The sequence below is a fragment of the Streptomyces similanensis genome, from assembly GCF_039543625.1.
Taxonomy (GTDB): domain Bacteria; phylum Actinomycetota; class Actinomycetes; order Streptomycetales; family Streptomycetaceae; genus Streptomyces; species Streptomyces similanensis.
On the sequence record NZ_BAABKC010000013.1, the window covers coordinates 58660 to 76821 of the forward strand.

General features: G+C 70.9%; 18 protein-coding genes. 10 read left to right on the forward strand and 8 right to left on the reverse strand.

The features are described from left to right. Positions 1–78: 78 nt before the first annotated feature. Together ABEB07_RS05370 and ABEB07_RS05375 are read left to right on the forward strand one after the other, a co-directional pair. Positions 79–864, forward strand: coding sequence for a hypothetical protein (locus ABEB07_RS05370; protein WP_176149523.1), 786 nt, complete (start codon positions 79–81; stop codon positions 862–864). Positions 865–1004: 140 nt separating this feature from the next. Continuing rightward, positions 1005–1355: a DUF2516 family protein gene (locus ABEB07_RS05375; protein ID WP_176149522.1), complete on the forward strand. Its 351-nt coding sequence runs from the start codon at positions 1005–1007 to the stop codon at positions 1353–1355. A 79-nt stretch (positions 1356–1434) separates the two neighbouring features. Here the strand turns inward: ABEB07_RS05375 and ABEB07_RS05380 are convergent, their stop codons facing one another. The 3 genes from ABEB07_RS05380 to ABEB07_RS05390 form a co-directional block, all read right to left on the reverse strand. Then, positions 1435–2781, reverse strand: a complete 1347-nt coding sequence (locus tag ABEB07_RS05380; protein WP_345667243.1) for a PP2C family protein-serine/threonine phosphatase — start codon at positions 2779–2781, stop codon at positions 1435–1437. A gap of 304 nt (positions 2782–3085) precedes the next feature. Beyond that, positions 3086–4252, reverse strand: a complete 1167-nt coding sequence (locus ABEB07_RS05385) for a C40 family peptidase (protein ID WP_345667244.1) — start codon at positions 4250–4252, stop codon at positions 3086–3088. Positions 4253–4485: 233 nt separating this feature from the next. Then, positions 4486–5307 (reverse strand): class I SAM-dependent methyltransferase, encoded by an 822-nt coding sequence (locus tag ABEB07_RS05390; protein ID WP_345667246.1) that lies wholly within the window; start codon positions 5305–5307, stop codon positions 4486–4488. Positions 5308–5538: 231 nt separating this feature from the next. On the opposite strand from ABEB07_RS05390, the gene mshA reads away from it, so the two are divergent. Both mshA and ABEB07_RS05400 read left to right on the forward strand, forming a co-directional pair. Further along, positions 5539–6876: a D-inositol-3-phosphate glycosyltransferase gene (mshA, locus tag ABEB07_RS05395; protein ID WP_176149518.1), complete on the forward strand. Its 1338-nt coding sequence runs from the start codon at positions 5539–5541 to the stop codon at positions 6874–6876. Further along, positions 6869–7387, forward strand: a complete 519-nt coding sequence (locus tag ABEB07_RS05400; protein ID WP_176149517.1) for a type III secretion system chaperone family protein — start codon at positions 6869–6871, stop codon at positions 7385–7387. The genes mshA and ABEB07_RS05400 overlap by 8 nt, the downstream gene beginning before the upstream one ends. A 32-nt stretch (positions 7388–7419) precedes the next feature. Here the strand turns inward: ABEB07_RS05400 and ABEB07_RS05405 are convergent, their stop codons facing one another. Continuing rightward, positions 7420–8247 (reverse strand): AraC family transcriptional regulator, encoded by an 828-nt coding sequence (locus tag ABEB07_RS05405; RefSeq protein ID WP_345667247.1) that lies wholly within the window; start codon positions 8245–8247, stop codon positions 7420–7422. On the opposite strand from ABEB07_RS05405, the gene ABEB07_RS05410 reads away from it, so the two are divergent. After that, positions 8246–8716: a DUF2000 family protein gene (locus ABEB07_RS05410; protein WP_425588954.1), complete on the forward strand. Its 471-nt coding sequence runs from the start codon at positions 8246–8248 to the stop codon at positions 8714–8716. The genes ABEB07_RS05405 and ABEB07_RS05410 overlap by 2 nt on opposite strands. A gap of 197 nt (positions 8717–8913) precedes the next feature. Here ABEB07_RS05410 and ABEB07_RS05415 read toward each other — a convergent pair whose 3' ends face one another. Continuing rightward, a complete protein-coding gene (locus tag ABEB07_RS05415) occupies positions 8914–10251 on the reverse strand; it encodes an MDR family MFS transporter (RefSeq protein ID WP_345667249.1) in 1338 nt (445 codons plus the stop codon). A gap of 192 nt (positions 10252–10443) precedes the next feature. On the opposite strand from ABEB07_RS05415, the gene ABEB07_RS05420 reads away from it, so the two are divergent. Further along, complete coding sequence (locus ABEB07_RS05420) at positions 10444–11205, forward strand: phosphoglyceromutase (protein ID WP_345667250.1); 762 nt, start codon at positions 10444–10446, stop codon at positions 11203–11205. A gap of 78 nt (positions 11206–11283) precedes the next feature. Here ABEB07_RS05420 and ABEB07_RS05425 read toward each other — a convergent pair whose 3' ends face one another. After that, positions 11284–12072 carry a GntR family transcriptional regulator gene (locus ABEB07_RS05425; protein WP_345667251.1) on the reverse strand — a complete coding sequence of 263 codons (789 nt, stop codon included), beginning with the start codon at positions 12070–12072 and terminating at the stop codon, positions 11284–11286. A gap of 110 nt (positions 12073–12182) precedes the next feature. On the opposite strand from ABEB07_RS05425, the gene ABEB07_RS05430 reads away from it, so the two are divergent. The 4 genes from ABEB07_RS05430 to ABEB07_RS05445 all read left to right on the forward strand — a co-directional run bounded on the left by ABEB07_RS05430 (position 12183) and on the right by ABEB07_RS05445 (position 13774). Beyond that, positions 12183–12590, forward strand: a complete 408-nt coding sequence (locus ABEB07_RS05430) for an NUDIX hydrolase (RefSeq protein WP_176152006.1) — start codon at positions 12183–12185, stop codon at positions 12588–12590. A 64-nt stretch (positions 12591–12654) separates the two neighbouring features. Then, positions 12655–13077, forward strand: a complete 423-nt coding sequence (locus ABEB07_RS05435) for an ATP-binding protein (RefSeq protein ID WP_425588955.1) — start codon at positions 12655–12657, stop codon at positions 13075–13077. Further along, positions 13071–13400 (forward strand): hypothetical protein, encoded by a 330-nt coding sequence (locus ABEB07_RS05440; RefSeq protein WP_345667252.1) that lies wholly within the window; start codon positions 13071–13073, stop codon positions 13398–13400. The genes ABEB07_RS05435 and ABEB07_RS05440 overlap by 7 nt, the downstream gene beginning before the upstream one ends. Further along, positions 13397–13774 (forward strand): hypothetical protein, encoded by a 378-nt coding sequence (locus tag ABEB07_RS05445; protein ID WP_345667253.1) that lies wholly within the window; start codon positions 13397–13399, stop codon positions 13772–13774. The genes ABEB07_RS05440 and ABEB07_RS05445 overlap by 4 nt, the downstream gene beginning before the upstream one ends. Before the next feature lie 229 nt (positions 13775–14003). On the opposite strand, the gene ABEB07_RS05450 is transcribed toward ABEB07_RS05445, so the two are convergent. After that, positions 14004–15485 (reverse strand): hypothetical protein, encoded by a 1482-nt coding sequence (locus ABEB07_RS05450; RefSeq protein WP_345667255.1) that lies wholly within the window; start codon positions 15483–15485, stop codon positions 14004–14006. Positions 15486–16584: 1099 nt separating this feature from the next. Next, positions 16585–18027 (reverse strand): serine hydrolase domain-containing protein, encoded by a 1443-nt coding sequence (locus ABEB07_RS05455; RefSeq protein WP_345667256.1) that lies wholly within the window; start codon positions 18025–18027, stop codon positions 16585–16587. Between the last annotated feature and the right edge of the window lie 135 nt (positions 18028–18162).

Consider the following 18162-nt stretch of genomic DNA (forward strand, 5'->3'; position numbering starts at 1 on the left):
GGACGGCCGGGCAGGCCACCGCGGCAGAGCACGCAGACCACAACCCTCAGCCGAAAGCGATCCGGGAGGATCATCACCATGGCCATCACCGACGACCTGCGCAAGACCCTCAGCGACCCCAAGCCGCTCTACTTCGCCGCCGGCACCGCGGACCTCGCCCTGCGGCAGGCCAAGAAGGTGCCCGCCCTGGTGGAGCAGCTGCGCGCCGAGGCCCCGGCGCGGATCGACGCCGTGCGCAACACCGACCCGAAGGCCGTCCAGGAGCGGGCCACCGCGCGCGTCAAGGAGACGCAGGAGACCGTCCAGACCCGCGTCACCGGCTTCCTGAACTCCCTGGACACCGACCTGAAGAAGTTCGGCACCAACTTCGACGCCGACCTGAAGAAGTTCGGCGAGAGCGCCCAGGACTTCGCCCTGCGCGGCGTCGGCGTCGCCGCCGAGTACGCCGTCCGGGCCCGCGAGACCTACGAGAAGCTCGCCGAGCAGGGCGAGCAGGCCGTGCGGACCTGGCGCGGCCAGGCCGCCGAGGGCATCGAGGACATCGCCGAGGGCGTCGAGGAACTCGCCGTCGCGGTCGAGCCCGAGCGCGAGCCGAAGCCGCGCCCCGCGGCCGCCGCCGCGCCGGTGAAGCCGGCCACCCCGGCCGCCGCAGCCACCCCGGCCACCGTGGCCAAGCCCGCCCCGACGGTCCAGCCGGTCCGGGTCGAGGAGGCCAAGGCCGCCGAGGCCCGGGGCGCCGAGGTCAAGGCCGCCGCCGCCCCGGCCGCGAAGAGGGCCGCCACCGCTCCGGCGGCGAAGAAGGCCCCGACTCCGCGCAAGAACGCGGCCCCCGCCGCCAAGAAGACGACGCCCCCCGCCAAGTAACGCCCCGCGCTTTCGCGGCGGACGGCGGCAGGCGTCACCCGTACGGGCGACGGACGGGCGGGCCGGGCACCCTCGGGGTGCCCGGCCCGTTCTACGGGTACGGTGACGGGACGAGTCGGAGAGAACGGGCGGTGGACGGCATGCTGATGTTGGGCTTCGCGGGCTTTCTGGGGATCATCAAGATCCTCCTGATGGCCCTGGCCGCGTTCGGGCTGTTCGACGCCGCGTTCCGGCGCGAGGACGCCTTCCGCGCGGCCGACAAGCAGAACAAGGTGTTCTGGCTGATCATCCTGGCGCTGGCGCTGATCGTGAGCTACCTGTTCTCGATCATCGGCATCCTGCCGGCCATCGGCGCGGTCGCGAGCATCGTCTACATCGTGGACGTCCGGCCCGCGCTCAAGCAGGTCTCCGGCGGCGGCAACCGCTGGGGCCGCCGCAGAGGCGGCAGCAGCAGCGACGGCCCGTACGGCCCGTACAACGGCGGCCGCTGACAACGGCGGGCGCGGAGCACCGCGCCCGCGCGGCCCCGCAGCACCGCGCCCGCGCGGGCCGGCGGGCGGCCGGGCCGCCTTACCGCTCCCGGTCCAGCAGGACCACCGCCACGTCGTCGGCCAGCTCGCCGCCGTTGAGTTCCTGGGCCTCGTTCACCGCCGCCCGCAGCAGCTCCTCGCCGCGCAGGCCCTGGTCCAGCTGGCGGCGGACCATCTCCAGCATCCCGTCCTGGCCGAGCCGCTCGCCGTCCACGCCGGTGCGGCCCTCGATCAGACCGTCGGTGTACAGCATCAGCCCCCACTCGGCGCCCAGTTCCACCTGGGTCCGGGGCCAGCGGGCGCCGGGCAGCAGCCCGAGGGCGGGGCCGTTGTTGTCGTACGGCAGCAGCCGGGCGGGCCGGCCGGGCGTGATGACCAGCGGCGAGGGGTGGCCGGCCAGGCACAGGCCGGCGCGCCGGCCGTCCGGCGCGATGTCCACCGTGCACAGCGTCGCGAAGATCTCGTCGTCCGCGCGCTCGTGCTCCAGCACCTGCTGCAACGTGTTCAGCAGCTCGTCGCCGCACAGCCCCGCCAGGGTCAGCGCCCGCCAGGCGATGCGCAGCTCCACGCCGAGCGCCGCCTCGTCGGGGCCGTGCCCGCAGACGTCGCCGATCATGGCGTGCACGGTGCCGTCGGGGGTGCGGACGGCGTCGTAGAAGTCGCCGCCGAGCAGCGCGCGCGAGCGGCCGGGCCGGTAGCGGGCGGCGAAGCGCAGCGCGGCGCCGTCCAGCAGCGGGGTCGGCAGCAGGCCGCGCTCCAGCCGGCGGTTCTCCTGCGCCCGCAGCCTGCCCTCGGCGAGCCGGCGCTCGGCGGTGTCGGAGCGCTTGCGCTCCACGGCGTAGCGGATGGCCCGGCTCAGCAGGGGGCCGTCCAGCTCGTCGCGGAGCAGGTAGTCCTGGGCGCCCACCCGTACCGCCTCGGCGCCGCGCTCGGCGTCGCCGGAGGCGGTGAGCGCGAGGACGGCGTGCCGCGGCGCGAGTTCCAGTACGTGCTTGAGCACGGCCAGCTCGTCCTCCGCCTCGCCCGCCCGGCCCGGCGCGGGCAGCGCGAGGTCGAGCAGGATGCAGTGGACGTCGTCGGTGAGCAGCCGGCCGGCCTCGGTGAGGTTGCGGGCGGTGCGGATGCGGATCGGCTTTCCGGCGGAGTCGGTCAGTTCGGGCACGATCGGCGAGCCGCCGGGGTCGTCCTCGATCAGCAGCAGCGTGAGCTGACCGCCGCCGTGGGCGTGGTGGCCGGCGGTGCGGCTGTCCTTCTCTACCGTGATGTCCTTCGTGGCTTCCTGCGGGGCCGGTGCCGCGGCGGGGCCGCCGGCACCGTGGGACACGGTCTGCGCCGGACCGCTCTCCGCGGCCGGGATCGCTCGCTGCCGCGGTACGGGCACGGGCATGTCCTGGGTTCCTTCCCTCCCCCCGAGGGCGTGGTGGGCACGAGGGACCTCGCCCCACCGACGGGGACCATAGCGGTAGTCGGCGCCGCAGCGGAATGGTGTGAGGCACGTCGCTCGCGCCGCGGCCGCTGTCATATGCCGCGATTCCTGCCGGAGTTGGACAGCGCGACCGCGGCCCCGGGATGACGTAGCTCACGCCGGCCCCTGGTTCGGCGGGGACTTGGGGTGCGGTGGGTCACATGGCCCAGGTCACCGGGCGCCTCGGGCCCGCCCCCGGCCCCTCGGGCCTACGGCCCCCGGAGTCTCAGTCCGCGTCCGGCCGGTGTCCCGGAATCTCGGTCGCGTCCGGCCGCACCACGCCCAGGATCGGCATCTCGCCCGCACCGGCGAGCGTCACCGTCCGGCCGGGGCGCGGGGCGTGCACGATCCTGCCGTCGCCGACGTACATCGCGACGTGGCTGGCGTCGCCGAAGTAGATGATCAGATCGCCCGGGCGCATGTCCTGCACGGCCACGTGCGGCAGCTGCCGCCACTGCTCCTGGGAGGTGCGCGGGATGGGCCGGCCGGCCGCCGCCCACGCCTGCGAGGTCAGCCCGGAGCAGTCGTACGTCTTCGGCCCCTCGGCGCCCCACTCGTACGGCTTGCCGATCTGCGCGGTGGCGAACCGCACCGCCGCCGTGCCCGCGCCGGTCGCCTTGCCGGCGACGTCCTTGAGGACGCCGGTGCCCAGCCAGGCCGTCTGCGCCTGCTCGGCGGCCTGCTTCTCCAGCTGCGCCAGCCGTTCCCGCTGCCGCGCCTCCAGCGCGTCCTGGAGCTTCTCCGCCTCCTCGATCCGCTCCTGGACGCGTTTTTGCGCGGCGGCCCTGGCCTTGCGGTGGGCCTCCAGGTCCTTCAGGCGGTCGGCGGCGTCGTCGGCGTAGTGCCGCAGGTCCTGCTGGGTGCGGGTCATGTCGTCGATCAGGTCGCTGGTCGCCCGCTGCCCCTGGAGCACCAGGCCGGCGCTGTCGAGGAACCGCTGCGGGTCGCCGCTGAGCATGAACTGCACCTGGGGCGGCAGTCCGCCGGTGCGGTACTGGTCGCGGGCGGCCGCGCCGGCGCGGTCCTTCATGCGGTCCAGCTTGAGCTGCCCGGCGGCGATCTTCTTGTTCAGCTCGGAGATCTCGGCGGACTGCTTGTCGGCCTTTTCCTCGGCCGCGTTGTAGGCGTCGGTGGCGACGGCGGCGTCGTGGTACAGCCCGTCCAGCTTCTTCCGGACCGCCTCCAGGTCCTTGTCCGGCGGCAGCGTGACGGAGGGGGAGGGCGACGCGGCGGCCGACCCGGACGGCGAGGACGGCGAGGACGACGCGGTGGGCGCCGCCGACGGGTCCGGCTGCCGCACGGTCGCGAACGCCGTGCCCGATGCCCCCAGCACGGTGACCGCGCAGACCACGGTCACGGCCGTCGCGAGCACAGTGCGCCTGCCCCGTCCCATACCCCAGCCCCCCACATCTGATTTACCGTCAGTAACTTAAGTGCGTCGGTGGGATCGTGCCACGCCGTCGCGCAAAACGACAGAGGCCGTCACCGTCCGGTCCATGAGAGCTACGTGAAAGCCCCGAGCACGCCCCAGACGTGACGATCTCCCGCCTGTGTGACGAATGACTCACAAAGATCGTTCCCCGCAGTTCACACGCCGGCGCGCCACCGTCACCCCCGTCACCCGCGTCACCCGCGCGGCGCCAATGCCCCCCACGCCACCGTCACTTCGCCCTGCCGCCAGCGCGCCGGCCCGTCCGTCACCGGCCAGTCGGCCGTCAGATCGCGCACCGCGCGGAGCCAGCGCTGCCGGGCGCCGTAGGAGGCGTAGGGCGCGGCGGCGGCCCAGGCGCGGTCGAAGTCGCGCAGGAAGGCGTGCACCGGCTCGCCGGGCACGTTGCGGTGGATGAGCGCCTTCGGGAGGCGTTCGGCGAGGTCGGAGGGGCGGTGCAGGGAACCGAGACGGGTGGCGAAGGTGACGGTGCGGGGGCCTTCCGGGCCGAGCGCGACCCACACGTGCCGCCGGCCGATCTCGTCGCAGGTGCCCTCCACCAGCAGCCCGCCGCGCCCGTGCCCGTCCGCCGGGGTGAGCCGCGCGCACAGCCGCTCCCAGACGGCGGCGACCTCCGCCTCGTCGTACTGCCGCAGCACGTTCGCCGCGCGGATCAGGTGCGGGCGCCGGGCGACGGGCACCTCGAAGCCGCCGTGCCGGAAGACCAGCCCGTCGCGCTCGTACGGCAGCGCCGCCGCGACCCGGGCCGGCTCGATCTCGACGCCCACCACACGGGTGCGGGGCGCGGCAGTGCGCAGCCGGTGCAGCAGCTCCACCGCCGTCCAGGGGGCGGCGCCGTAGCCGAGGTCGACGGCCACCGGATCGGCGGCGCGGCGCAGCTCGGCTCCGTGCACGGCCGCTATCCAGCGGTCCATGCGGCGCAGCCGGTTGGGGTTGGTCGTCCCGCGCGTCACCGTCCCGACGGGTCCTGCGGTGCGGGCGGCGGCGCGGGATGTCATGGATACGAGGGTATGGGGGCACTCGGTGAAGGCCGTACGGCGCGGACTCGCCCCGACGGGTCACGCCCCCCGACATCGAACGGTTGAGCGAGTATCGGCAATGATTCGGTAAAGGTCCCCGTACCGGGCCCGGCGCCGGGATGGAAGCCGGCCCGCCCGGCGTTGGGTCCCGAAGGGCGCGCCGCGACCCCCGTCCGGCACGTCCGCGACAGCAGCAGAGAGGAACGCCAGGTGAGCCAGTACGTCAACAGGCTCGGGCGTCGCTCCGCGTCGGCTCCCACGCGGCTGCGGCTCTACCGTCGCCCCCGGCGCGTCGCCATGCTCTCCGTGCACACCTCGCCCCTGCACCAGCCCGGCACGGGCGACGCCGGCGGCATGAACGTCTACATCGTGGAACTGGCCCAGCGCCTGGCCGCCCAGGGCGTCGAGGTGGAGATCTTCACCCGCGCCACCGCCGGCGGCCTGCCGCCCGCCGTGGAACTCGCCCCCGGCGTCCTGGTCCGGCACGTCGACGCGGGCCCGTACGAGGGCCTGGCCAAGGAGGAGCTGCCCGCCCAGCTGTGCGCCTTCACCCACGGCGTCATGCAGGCATGGGCCGGCCACCGCCCCGGCTACTACGACCTCGTCCACTCCCACTACTGGCTCTCCGGCCACGTCGGCTGGCTCGCCGCCCAGCGCTGGGGCGTCCCCCTGGTGCACGCCATGCACACCATGGCCAAGGTCAAGAACGCCAGCCTGGCCGCGGGCGACACCCCCGAGCCGGCCGCCCGCGTCATCGGCGAGACCCAGATCGTCGCCGCCGCCGACCGGCTGATCGCCAACACCGAGGAGGAGGCCGAGGAGCTGGTACGGCACTACGCGGGCGACCCCGCCAAGGTCGCCGTCGTGCACCCCGGAGTGAACCTCACCCGCTTCCGTCCCGGCGACGGCCGCGCCGCCGCCCGCGCCCGCCTCGGCCTGCCCGAGGACGCCCTGATCCCCCTGTTCGCCGGCCGTATCCAGCCGCTCAAGGCCCCCGACGTGCTGCTGCGGGCGGTGGGCGTCCTCCTCGACGAGCGCCCCGACCTGCGCTCGCGCATCGTCGTCCCGATCGTGGGCGGCCCCAGCGGCAGCGGCCTCGCCAAACCCGAGGGCCTGCAGAAGCTGGCGGCCCGGCTCGGCATCGCCGACGTCGTACGGTTCCGCCCGCCGGTCGGGCAGGACCAGCTCGCCGACTGGTTCCGGGCCGCGTCCGTGCTGGTCATGCCGTCCTACAGCGAGTCCTTCGGCCTGGTCGCCATCGAGGCGCAGGCCACCGGCACCCCGGTGCTCGCCGCCGCGGTCGGCGGCCTGCCGGTGGCGGTGCGCGACGGCGAGACCGGCCGCCTGGTCCAGGGCCACGACCCGGCCGCCTACGCGCGCGTGCTGCGCGACTTCGCCGACGAGCCCGGCCTCGCCGACCGCATGGGCGCCGCCGCCGCCCGGCACGCGCAGTCCTTCGGCTGGGACGCCTCGGCGGCCGCCACCGCCGACGTCTACACGGCCGCCCTGCACGCCCACCGCCGTCGCGTACGCTCCCACCATGGGTGAGGCCAGGGACGAGAGCGGGCAGCAGCGGGCGGCACAGGTCATCGAGGCCGCGCTGAAGGACGCCGAGGTGGAGTGGGAGAGCCCCCGGGCGGGCACGTACGTCGTCACACTCCCCGGCACCCGCAAACTGTCGACGACCCTCCAGATGATCGTCGGCCGCCACTCCCTGTCCCTGAACGCCTTCGTCATCCGCCACCCCGACGAGAACGAGGCGGCCGTCCACCGCTGGCTCCTGGAGCGCAACCTCAAGCTGTACGGCGTCGGTTACGCCGTCGACCGCCTCGGCGACGTCTACGTCACCGGCCGGCTGCCGCTGGCCGCGGTCACCCCCGACGAGGTGGACCGCCTGCTCGGCCAGGTGCTCGAAGCCGCCGACGGCAGCTTCAACACCTTGCTGGAACTGGGCTTCGCCGCCGCGATCCGCCGCGAGTACGCCTGGCGGGTCTCGCGCGGCGAGTCGACGCGGAACCTGGCGGCGTTCGCGCACCTGACCGAACGCCCGGCGGACTGAGCGGAGTTCGGCGCCGGCAGCTCGTCCCGCCGTCAGCGGGCGCGGTAACGCCCCGGGGTGACCCCGACCAACTTCCGGAAGTGCCGGGTCAGATGGGCCTGGTCGTAGAAACCGGCCGCGGTGGCCACCTCGGCCGCCGGCCGCCCCGCCAGGAGCAGCCGCCGGGCCCGCTCGACGCGCCGGGACATCAGGTACTGGTGCGGCGCGATGCCGTACGCCCCGCTGAACGCCCGTACCAGGTGCGCCGGATGGGCGTGCACGGCGGCCGCCGCCTCGTCGAGGGTCAGCCCCCGCGGCACCCGCTCGTCCAGCAACTCCCGCAGCCGCCGCGCCACTCCGGGATCCGGGCGCGGGTCCTTCGGCGCGCTGCGGGGCCGCAGATGGGCGCGCAGCCGCTCGCCGACCAGCGTCAGCCTGCTCTCCGCCTCCAGCTCGTCGCCGGGCAGCGCGAGCGCGGTGTGCAGCTGCCCGACCCGCCGCCGCAGCACCGGATCACGCAGCCCGGGCCCGTCCACGGCGGCCCCGATGAGATCCTCGCCGAGCCGGCTGGAGTCGAGGTACAGCACGCGCTTGCGGAAGCCGTGCGCGGTGGCCGGGGAGCCGTTGTGCGCCACGTGCGGCGGCAGCAGGGTCACCGTGTCGTGCGGGGTGCCGTGCTCGTGCCGGTCCAGGTCGTACCGCACGGCCCCGTCGTCCACGATCAGCAGCGTCCAGGCGTCGTGCACGTGCATCGGATAGGCGTACCCGGTGAAGTGCGCGTGGAAGACCTCCACCACGCCCGGGACGCGCGGGCGCCAGGCGGAGACGCTGCTCCGGGACCGCTGGGCGGGCGGAGCGGGCGGGACGGGCTGGGCGGCCATGCAAAGAACGTACAAGACCACGCCGTACGCCGTCCGCGAGGCTTCCGGCATGCCTGACACGCGTTTCGACACCAAGATCGCCGTACTGCTGCGCGAGGACCTGGAGTCCTGGCAGCGCCTGAACGTCACCACCTTCCTGGTCAGCGGCCTCGGCACGACGGTCCCCGAGGTGATCGGGGAGCCGTACGAGGACGCCGACGAGGTGCCGTACCTGCCGATGTTCCGCCAGCCGGTGCTGGTCTTCGAGGGCACGAAGGAGACGCTGACGGCGGCGCACGGACGGGCCCTGACCCGCTCCCTGCCGCGCGCCGTGTTCACCTCCGACCTCTTCACCACGGGCAACGACGAGGACAACCGCGCGGCGGTACGGGCGGTGCGGACCGCCGACCTGGACCTGGTGGGACTGGCGGTGTACGGGCCGCGCAACGCGGTGGACAAGGTGCTGAAGGGAGCACGGATGCACCCGTGAGACCGCGCGGTTCCGCGCGACCCGTCCAAAGGGGCGCGGGGAACTGCGCGAAAGGGGGTCTGGGGGCGCAGCCCCTAGGGACGCTCCAAGGGGCGCGGGGAACTGCGCGAAAGGGGGTCTGGGGGCAAAGCCCCCAGGGACGGGAAGGGAAGGGGCGGCGGGGGCGAAAACCCGCCCCGGAGGCGGCCAGCCCGGGCTCAGACCGCGTCGGCCTCGGCGGCGAAGGCGGGCCCGGTGGCGGGGGCGGCCCCGGCAGGCGCCGGAGAGGTTCCGCCGGCCGGAACCCCGGCGTCCTTGAGCACGACGCCCCCGACCGCCCCCTCCACCGGCAGCCGCCGCATCAGCACCCCGTACCCCACACCCGCCGCGGTGCCGACGGCCGCGCACATCCCCCACAGCCACGCCGCGCCGAGGCGGTCGATGACCGCGCCGGACATCAGCGGGGCGACGAGGGCGGCCAGCGACCAGGACAGGGTGTAGACGCCCTGGTAGCGGCCGCGCCCCCGGGCGGGGGAGAGGCGGACCACGAGCCCGGTCTGGGTCGGGGCGTTCACCATCTCGCCGAGGGTCCACACGCACACCGTCAGCGCGAAGACGGCGACCGACCCGGCGAACGCGGTGAGCCCGAAGCCGTACCCGGCGAGCAGCGAGGACACCACGAGCAGCCGGCGCGGGTCGCGGTGCTCGATGAGGCGGGTGAGCGGGATCTGGAGGGCGACGATCAGCAGGCCGTTGACGGCGAGGGCCGTGCCGTAGTCGGCGGGCGTGAACCCGGCCCGGCCCATGGCGACCGGCAGACCGACCGAGCCCTGCTGGAAGACCAGGGCGACCAGGAAGGACAGTCCGACGACGGCCATGAACCGCCGGTCGCGCAGCACGGTGACGAGCCCGACCCGGTCGCCAGAGCCGCCGCCCGGGGCGCCCTCCTCGTACGTCTTGTCCGGCCGGGACTCGGGCACCTTGAGGAACACCACGAGCGCGCAGGCCAGGGTCATCCCGGCCTCGATGAGGAAGCCGGCGAGGTAGCTGAACTGGGCGATGAAGCCGGCCGCCATGGAGGAGACGGCGAAGCCGAGGTTGATCGCCCAGTAGTTGAGCGAGAAGGCGCGCACCCGGTCCTCGGGCCGCACGATGTCGGCCATCATCGCCTGCACGGCCGGCCGGGAGGCGTTGGAGGCCATGCCGACCAGGAAGGCGACGGCGGCGATGGAGACGGGGTCGTGCACGAAGCCGAGCAGCGCGACGGAGACGGCCGTGGCGGACTGGGCGACGAGGAGGGTGGGCCGCCGTCCGAGCCGGTCGGCCATCACGCCGCCGCCGAGGGAGGAGACGACGCCGCCGAGCCCGTGCAGCGAGGCGACGAGACCGGCGTAGGAGGCGGAGTAGCCGCGGTCCAGCGTCAGGTACAGCGCCATGAAGGTGGCGACGAACGCCCCGAGCCGGTTGACGAGGGTGCTGGTCCACAGCCACCAGAACTCCCGGGGCAGTCCCGCGACCGTCTCGCGAGCGGCACGTCTGAGCGCGGAGACGGACATGACGGACACGAGGGACCCCCGGATGTAAGCGGCTGCGGCGTTGATCACAACTTACGAGTGCGCGCTGACCAGGGCCACTCGATTAACAGAAGCCGTCAACTGTCGGCGGCTTCGGCGGGGGCGTGCGCGGGGGCCCGTCCGCCTGCCGGGCACACGGGCGGCGCACCGTATGCGTCGATTAGGCTCGGAGACATGGCCGACGCACCGTACAAGCTGATCCTCCTCCGCCACGGCGAGAGCGAGTGGAACGAGAAGAACCTGTTCACCGGCTGGGTGGACGTCAACCTGACCGCCAAGGGCGAGAAGGAGGCGGCGCGGGGCGGCGAGCTCCTCAAGGACGCCGGCCTGCTGCCCGACGTGGTCCACACCTCCCTGCAGAAGCGCGCGATCCGCACCGCGCAGCTCGCGCTGGAGTCCGCCGACCGCCTGTGGATCCCGGTCAACCGCAGCTGGCGCCTGAACGAGCGGCACTACGGCGCGCTCCAGGGCAAGGACAAGGCGCAGACGCTGGCGGAGTTCGGCGAGGAGCAGTTCATGCTCTGGCGCCGCTCGTACGACACCCCGCCGCCGCCGCTGGACCGCGACGCGGAGTACTCCCAGTTCAACGACCCCCGCTACGCGACCCTCCCGCCGGAGCTGCGCCCCCAGACGGAGTGCCTGAAGGACGTCGTCGTCCGGATGCTCCCGTACTGGTTCGACGCGATCGTCCCCGACCTCCTGACCGGCCGCACGGTCCTGGTCGCCGCCCACGGCAACAGCCTGCGCGCCCTGGTCAAGCACCTCGACGGCATCTCGGACGCCGACATCGCCGGCCTCAACATCCCGACCGGCATCCCCCTGTCCTACGAACTCGACGCCGACTTCCGTCCGCTGATCCCCGGCGGCACCTACCTCGACCCGGACGCGGCAGCGGCGGCCATCGAGGCGGTCAAGAACCAGGGCAAGAAGAAGTAACGCCCACTGCTCGTTCTGAGGCCCCCTGTCCGCGACGGCTCGCGGCGGGGGGCTTCGGCGTACCCGCAGGCCGTGCGATCAGGTGGCCGGGAGTTGGTACGAGAGCACGTAGGCGTCGGCGGCCATGACGGTGTCGCACACCTCGACGGCCCGCCCCTGGCTGTCGTAGGCGGTCCGGATCAGGTGGATCACGGGGACGCCGGAGGCGAGCCGCAGTGTGCGTACCTCGTCGGGGGAGGGCATCCGGGCGCGGATCTCCTCGTCGAAGTGGTGGAGGTGGTGGCCGAGTTCTTCGAGGCGGGCGTAGATGCCGCCGGGGCCGGGGTTGGGTTGGGCGATGGGGGTGCCGCGGGCGATGTCGAGGGGAAGGTAGGAGGTGGCGAACTCGACGGGTCGCCCGTCGAGCAGGTACCGGCGCCGCCGCGCGAACACGCGCCGCACACCTCCGAGCCGCGCGGCCACGTCTGGGGTGGCTTTCTCTTCCTTGATCTCCAGGCTGTCGACCTGGGGATGGCTGCCGGCGGCGTCGGCTTCAACAAGGAACGCGGACTTGCCCTGTTCCCGGTGGTGGCGGGCGAAGCGATCGGAGGCGAGCCGTCGTACGGGTGGCCGGGGCCGGACGAAGACGCCCTTGCCGTGTTCGGCGTGGACGAGTCCTTCGCCCTGGAGGACGGAGAAGGAGTGCCGGACGGTCATGCGGGAGACGCCGTAGTGCTCGACGAGTTCGGCCTCGGAGGGCAGCTTCTCGCCCTCGCTGAACCGCCCGCGGCCGATGGCTTCGCGCAGTTGGTCGGCGATCTGCCGGAAGACCGCACGATCACTCGTGGGGTCGAGTTCGCCGAGGAGGCCGGACGGGAGAGGGCTCACGTCGCTATACTCCTTTAGATATCTAGACAAGTGGACGGCACTCGTTGCTACCGTGGAAGCCTAGTCAGCCGAGAGGGCCGAGGAACGTGAGCTTGGAACGCCCGCACTCCGTGAGCGTGGCCGGGGTCGTCGTGGACGACCAGGGCCGTGCCCTCTTGATCCAGCGCCGGGACAACGGCAAGTGGGAGCCACCGGGTGGTGTCCTCGAACGTGAGGAGACGATTCCCGAGGCGTTGCAGCGTGAGGTCCTGGAGGAGACCGGTATCAAGATCGCCCTCCCGGCCACCCTGACCGGCGTCTACAAGAACATGACGGGCCTGATCGTCTCCCTGGTCTTCCGCTGCGAGGCCGCCGACGGCACGCCCACCACGGGCGAGGAGACCCGCGCACTGCGCTGGGCCACCCGCGAAGAGGTCTCCGTCCTGGCCGACGAGGCCTACGCGATCCGCGTCCTGGACGCCCTGGACGCGATGTCCCCGCCGGCCGTCCGCGCCCACGACGGCATGAAACTCATCTAGCCCGAACCGCTGCATTTGGCGGTCTACCAGCACGGAGTAACTTGTATGCACGAGTATATGAGAGATGTCGGCGAGGGTGTGGGGCCTGAGCTGCCCGGGCTTTCCGGAGGAGGTCAGCAGGGCTCGCCGCTGGACGCGGGACATCCTGCGCGGCTCTCCGCTGGCTGAGGACGCGGAACTGATCGTGAGCGAGCTGAGCGCGAACGCGATCCTCCACACAGCCACCGGCCGACAGGCGGGCAGCTTCCACCTGGCCCTGGCGATGACCCCACGGGTGATCGCACTGTCGGTCACGGACGACGGCGGCACGGGGACGACCCCGAGGGCGGAGCACCGCAACGACCAGGCCGAACACGGCCGGGGCCTGAGCATGGTCAACGCCCTCGCCCACCGCGTCATCATCCACACCAGCCAGACCGGCAACACGGTCACCGCAGAACTCCTCATGGATGTCCGCCGAGAACGGGGAGCAGCCGGCCCATGCTGACGCACACGCCCGCCGACACCCCGGACCCGAACCGCCGGCCATCCCCGCACCGATGCCGAGCCACCGCCCACCTCACCGGCGAAGTGCGCTGGATCCCACTGGGGACGACCGACACAACAAGCCCGTGCTCGGCCACGCACTGGTTACGAGAACGCACTCGCCCCATCACCGACCAGCTCGACACCGCACACGCCCGACCGGGACGGCACTGGCTGACGGACGAGAGGGAACACGAACGCGCCCTCGCCTGCCTGACCGCGGGAACGGGCTACACCAGCGCCCGCTACGTGCTCGTGGTCTCCCCACCGGGGGCGACCTCATGAAGGCACCCCTCCGTGGCTACTGGTGCCAGTGCTGGACCGAGAACCTGACCACTGCGGAAGGACCCGCGCTCCGAGCATCCTTCGACGCCTACTCAGCACCACAGGCAGACCGCTGGGTAGCAGTCACCCTCCGCACGATCTCCCCGGTCCTCGACGCAGACGCCTCGGACGAAGCATGGACCTGGCTCTACGACGACCGCATCGAGACGCGCCGTGCCCTACTGCGCTGCGAACCCTGCACCGTGACCATCACCCACGCCAACACCCGCATCACTTGGGCGATCCGCCCCGTGTTCTTCCTGCCACTGGTACACCGGCAGGGCGCTGAACTCCCAGCGTGCGCATACGCCTTCAAGCCCCACGCCACGGACTGAGTTACAACTTTCTCTACTGGTTCAAGGCGGCTCGCTCCGCTCCCCGCACGCGGCCCAGCCCCCAGCCGGGCCTGCGCTCCTGCCTTCGTCCCGCTCCAGCCCGGCCGGCGCCCGTGCCGCGCGCACAGGGATCACCTACTCGCCGTAAGGGCAAACTTGCAGGCGCCCGATGTGCCGAGAGATAGAGAAGTCCCTATTACTCGTTCGAATGGCGAGTCAGTCTGATTACCTATTCCGGAGCCCAGCCCAGCTCTCGACTGTAGTTCCGAAGTTTCCTGAGGCAGTAAGCGGCGATATTTCCCCGATTTTTAGCGACCATGAAGTCACTGGCCCGCCAGGTGTACTCCAAACAAATGGCCTCCTTCTCGAAGTTGAGGGAGTTATCTGGAATCAGAGGGCAGAAGTCCAGCTTCTTTTCTGCCATGGTCGTGTAACTGAGACCTTGCGCAGAGGCGAATGCGGTCAACGCCTCAGCTAGAGCATAGTTCAGCGCCTTGTCGCGACCAGCAGTGAAGCCAGACTCGGCGAGGTATTGGAACGCGAGGAGCGATGTTGTGGTCGGCGTTCCCTTGGTCTCCAGAATCGCCTTGGACTGCCCTAGCAAGTACTTACCAAGGTCGCAACGCTCAATATTCCTTGTTACCACTGAATCGCCAGGGAGGCGCACTCCGAGGCTGTTCAGATTTTCCTTAACTTCCTCTGGCCCATATCTGCGCAAGATGCCGACAGACGCACTGGGGGGTAGGCTAAAAGCTCTCGCATCCAGTCGGACGATCGTGCTGGTTAGTAGGCCTCGCCTTGCCTTCCACCACTTCCCTACCTCGCTGTCAGGCGAAGAATCCAGCAGGGCACTGCCGTCAAGGAGTCCGAACTGATTACTGCTGGTCAAGTGCGTAAGAATTCCTGCATCGGAACTTTCGCTGGCAAAAACGATGGCAAGTCGCAACGACTTCCGCATCTCCCTGCGCATGCTGGTGACAAGCTTGGCGAAGTCGTCGGAAATTTCCCTAAGGAATCCACCTAGTGATGTGAATCCACTTGGATCGTAGCTGCTGGGCTCAACTCCCAGATCTTCAAGTGAGTCGATAGAGTTTACGAGGCGGAGGGTCGTTTTTGCGATCTCTTGCCACGTTTCCCGGGGTGGACCAGAGATGGCCACAGGGAGATCGATCGGGGGCTTTCCTGCGATATCGCTGTAGGCCCGAGACATGGCTTCCGAGAGATCTCTTTGAGTGTCCGGCCACAGGATGAGGGCCTTGGAACCACCTTCGGGATGGCGCAAGAAACGCTTGATCTCCGCCAACTCCTCTCCTGAAGGTGGACTCCCCTCGCGATGGTCAATATTGATCGGGACGATACGCTTATCGTTCACTGCAAACTTACTCAAATGATGCGCAGTTTCACGCTGCAGTGCGTCGGCGTTAACGTTTCCGGAGAAAAGGATGGTCGGCAGGAAGAGGCCGGGAAGAAACTTGTCTAGATTGTTTGCGAGGGTCGTCTTGCCAGTTCCCGAAGGGGCGTAGATGGGAAGAAATAGCCCTTCCCCGCGCGCCATTAGCCCACGCGCCGCATCTTCTAGGAGGTTCTGGGTCTCGACTTCAGGTGTCACGAGTAGCGAAGCGAGCTCCGCCCCGAGGTGCGAGGCCAGGGCTTCGTAGCGAGCAGGGAAAATGAGTTGCTCTAGCAGATGCAGGCCTGGACTCGCGTTCACGTACAACTCCCGCTTGGCGCATTGTGTGTTGACCGTTGCAGGGGTCAAGTATGTCCTCAGGTGCCCCCTGGCGTCAGACCGACGATCGGATTGGCACTCGGTGACACCTACTCGACACTGGGGGCCAAGACGGGAGGTGAGCGCGGCAGGTGGGCCGAGGCATCGTTACGCCGGGCCAGCCGCCATGACTTGCTCTGGCCGACGACATCGGCAGCGTGGCTGAGGCCGGTGAGGGTGCAGCGAGGCATACGCGTGCGTGGTCGCTCCGTGCACCTACCGTCGTGGCTGACTGTCGTCGGCTGAGGTTCGGGCTGGACGCCGCGAAAGCGCCGTGCCATTCACATGCCAGATCGGACGGGGAACAGCAGGGACCGGCCACGGGTGCGAACAAGGCTCCACGAAGCTCCGCCGCACGTCAGCACAGCAACCGCTGCAGGAAGATCCAAGCTTCCCAAGCTGAGGGCTCAGGCGCCGTCGACTCAGGTCGGCCGTCGTGGCCTGCTCTGGTGGACGCGCAGATTGCGTGGCTGAGACCGATGGGACGTAGCGAAGCACACGCGTGGCTGGATGGTCGGCGGGCCCGCCGTCGTGGCTGGCTGTCGTTGGCCGAGGTTCAGACGGGGCCATCGAAGGTGCCATTCGTCAGTTGAGTGCGTCGAAGCTGGGCCGTCCCTGGGCCGTCCGAGGCCGCTCGGCAGTGGCCAACGACGACCAACGACGATCACCAAGCGCACCAGTCCACCGCCCCTGAGCAGCGAAAACCCAGCTCACCAAGATTCCCGGAAAGCCCCAGGGCAAGAAGAAGTAACGCCCGCTGTTTTTGCCGAGGCCCCCTGTCCGCGGTTTGTCCGCGGGCAGGGGGGCCTGTTGCTGCCTCTGGGTCGTCAGGCGTCGTCCTGGCTTCTCCACACGGCGCAACCCGCTCCGCAGACCGATCCGCGAGAGCACCGCTGCGCGGACGATGGGACGAGGTGCGAGCCCGTGCTCTTCAGAACAACGGCATGCTGCGCTGACGTACCGGCGGTGTCCGCCCAGCCGCTGCGACTTCGATGCGGTGGTCGGCTGGTCCGTGGCCGTGCCGGTCGGTCGGTGTGGCCGGTCACCCGGTCTTGGGGGCGCAACGCATGCCGATGTAGACGCAGCGTGTGCCGTCGGGCAGGGCGGAGAAGATCACTGGTGTGGAGTCCGTGCTGAAGGCCGAACCCACGCCCGTGCCGGCGAAGGCCGTCTCCGTGACCGGCAGCAGGTTGATCCGCAGGGGCTTCGAGAGGTCCTTCATGCCGTCGACGAACTCGTAGAGCGCGTGCCCGGAGCCGTCCTTCTCGGTCACCGTGATGATCACGCCCTCGCGCCGGTACGTGCCGATGAGCGGTGTCCAGTCCACCACGGGTGGCGTGGCGGACGGGGCGAAGGGGGCCGGCATGGTCACCCCGGCCAGGTCGGCGAGAAGCTCGCGGTAGAGCGCCGCGTACACCTCACGCGCACCGCCGCCGTTGGTGAGCAGCGCGACGGCGACGTCGGCCGAGGGCACCACGCGCAGGTAGGCGTACTGCCCGATGGAGGCGCCGTCGTGTCCGTAGCCCTCGACGCCGTTCCAGTCGTACAGGGTCCAGCCCAGACCCCAACCGTCCGAGCTGACCGTCCACTTGTCGGGGCAGTCCACCACCCGGCGTCGCATCAGGGCGACCGTCTTCTCGGAGAGCACGCGGGTGCCGTCCTCGGCCACGCCGCCGGCAAGGTGCATGCGTGCGAGCCGGGCGAGGTCGCCCGCGGTGGCGATGACCCTGCCGTACGGGCCCGCCGATCGCGGCATCATGTCCCACTCCGGCGCCGGGTTCGGCTCCTGGCCGGGCTCGCCCAGGTGTCCCATGGCCGCGCGGAAGCGCAGCGCCTCTTCGGGCAGGGTCATGGTGCGGGTGAGGCCGAGCGGGGTCAGGAGCAGGTCCTTGAGGGCCTGGTCCCAGACCTTGCCGGTCACCACCTCGATGATCCGGCCGAGCACGTTGTAGCCGACGCTGCTGTACGAGATCGCGCTGCCGGGCGGGCAGTCGAGCGCCACGTCCTTCGCGGCCTCGACGTACTTGGCGAGGCAGTCGTCGCCGCGCCCGCTGTCGTGATTGAAGTCGCAGGTGAGACCGCTCGTGTGGCTGAGCAGCCGACGGACGGTGATCATCGCGGTCGCCGCGGGGTCACCGACGGAAAACTCCGGCAGCACGTCCGTGACCGGGGCGTCCAGGTCCAGCAGGCCCTCCTCGACGAGCCGCATGACCAGGGTGGCCGTGTAGATCTTGGCTATCGAGCCCATCTGGAAGACCGACTCGGTCGTCGTCTCCACGCCTGTGCCGCGATGCAGGACGCCGCTCGCCAGCTCGTGGACGGTCCCGTCGACGAGGACGGCCAAGGACGCTCCCGGCACGTGGTGTTCGGCGCAGAGCTGGTCGAGGCGGGCCTGCCACCGGGCGAGATCCAGCTCGCGCCCGGCCGAGTTCCGGGTGCCCCACGCCCCTTCGGCACTCCAGGCGCCCTTTTCGTCACAGCTCATACCGTTCAGCACAGCCGAATCCCCCTCCATTGAGCACGGTGATCCTCGATGCGAACACCGTACGCATTGAGGATCGACGTTCGCAATACGCGTACGGCGTGGGCTACGGTGAGGGCCGACAGCAAGCAGATCGAC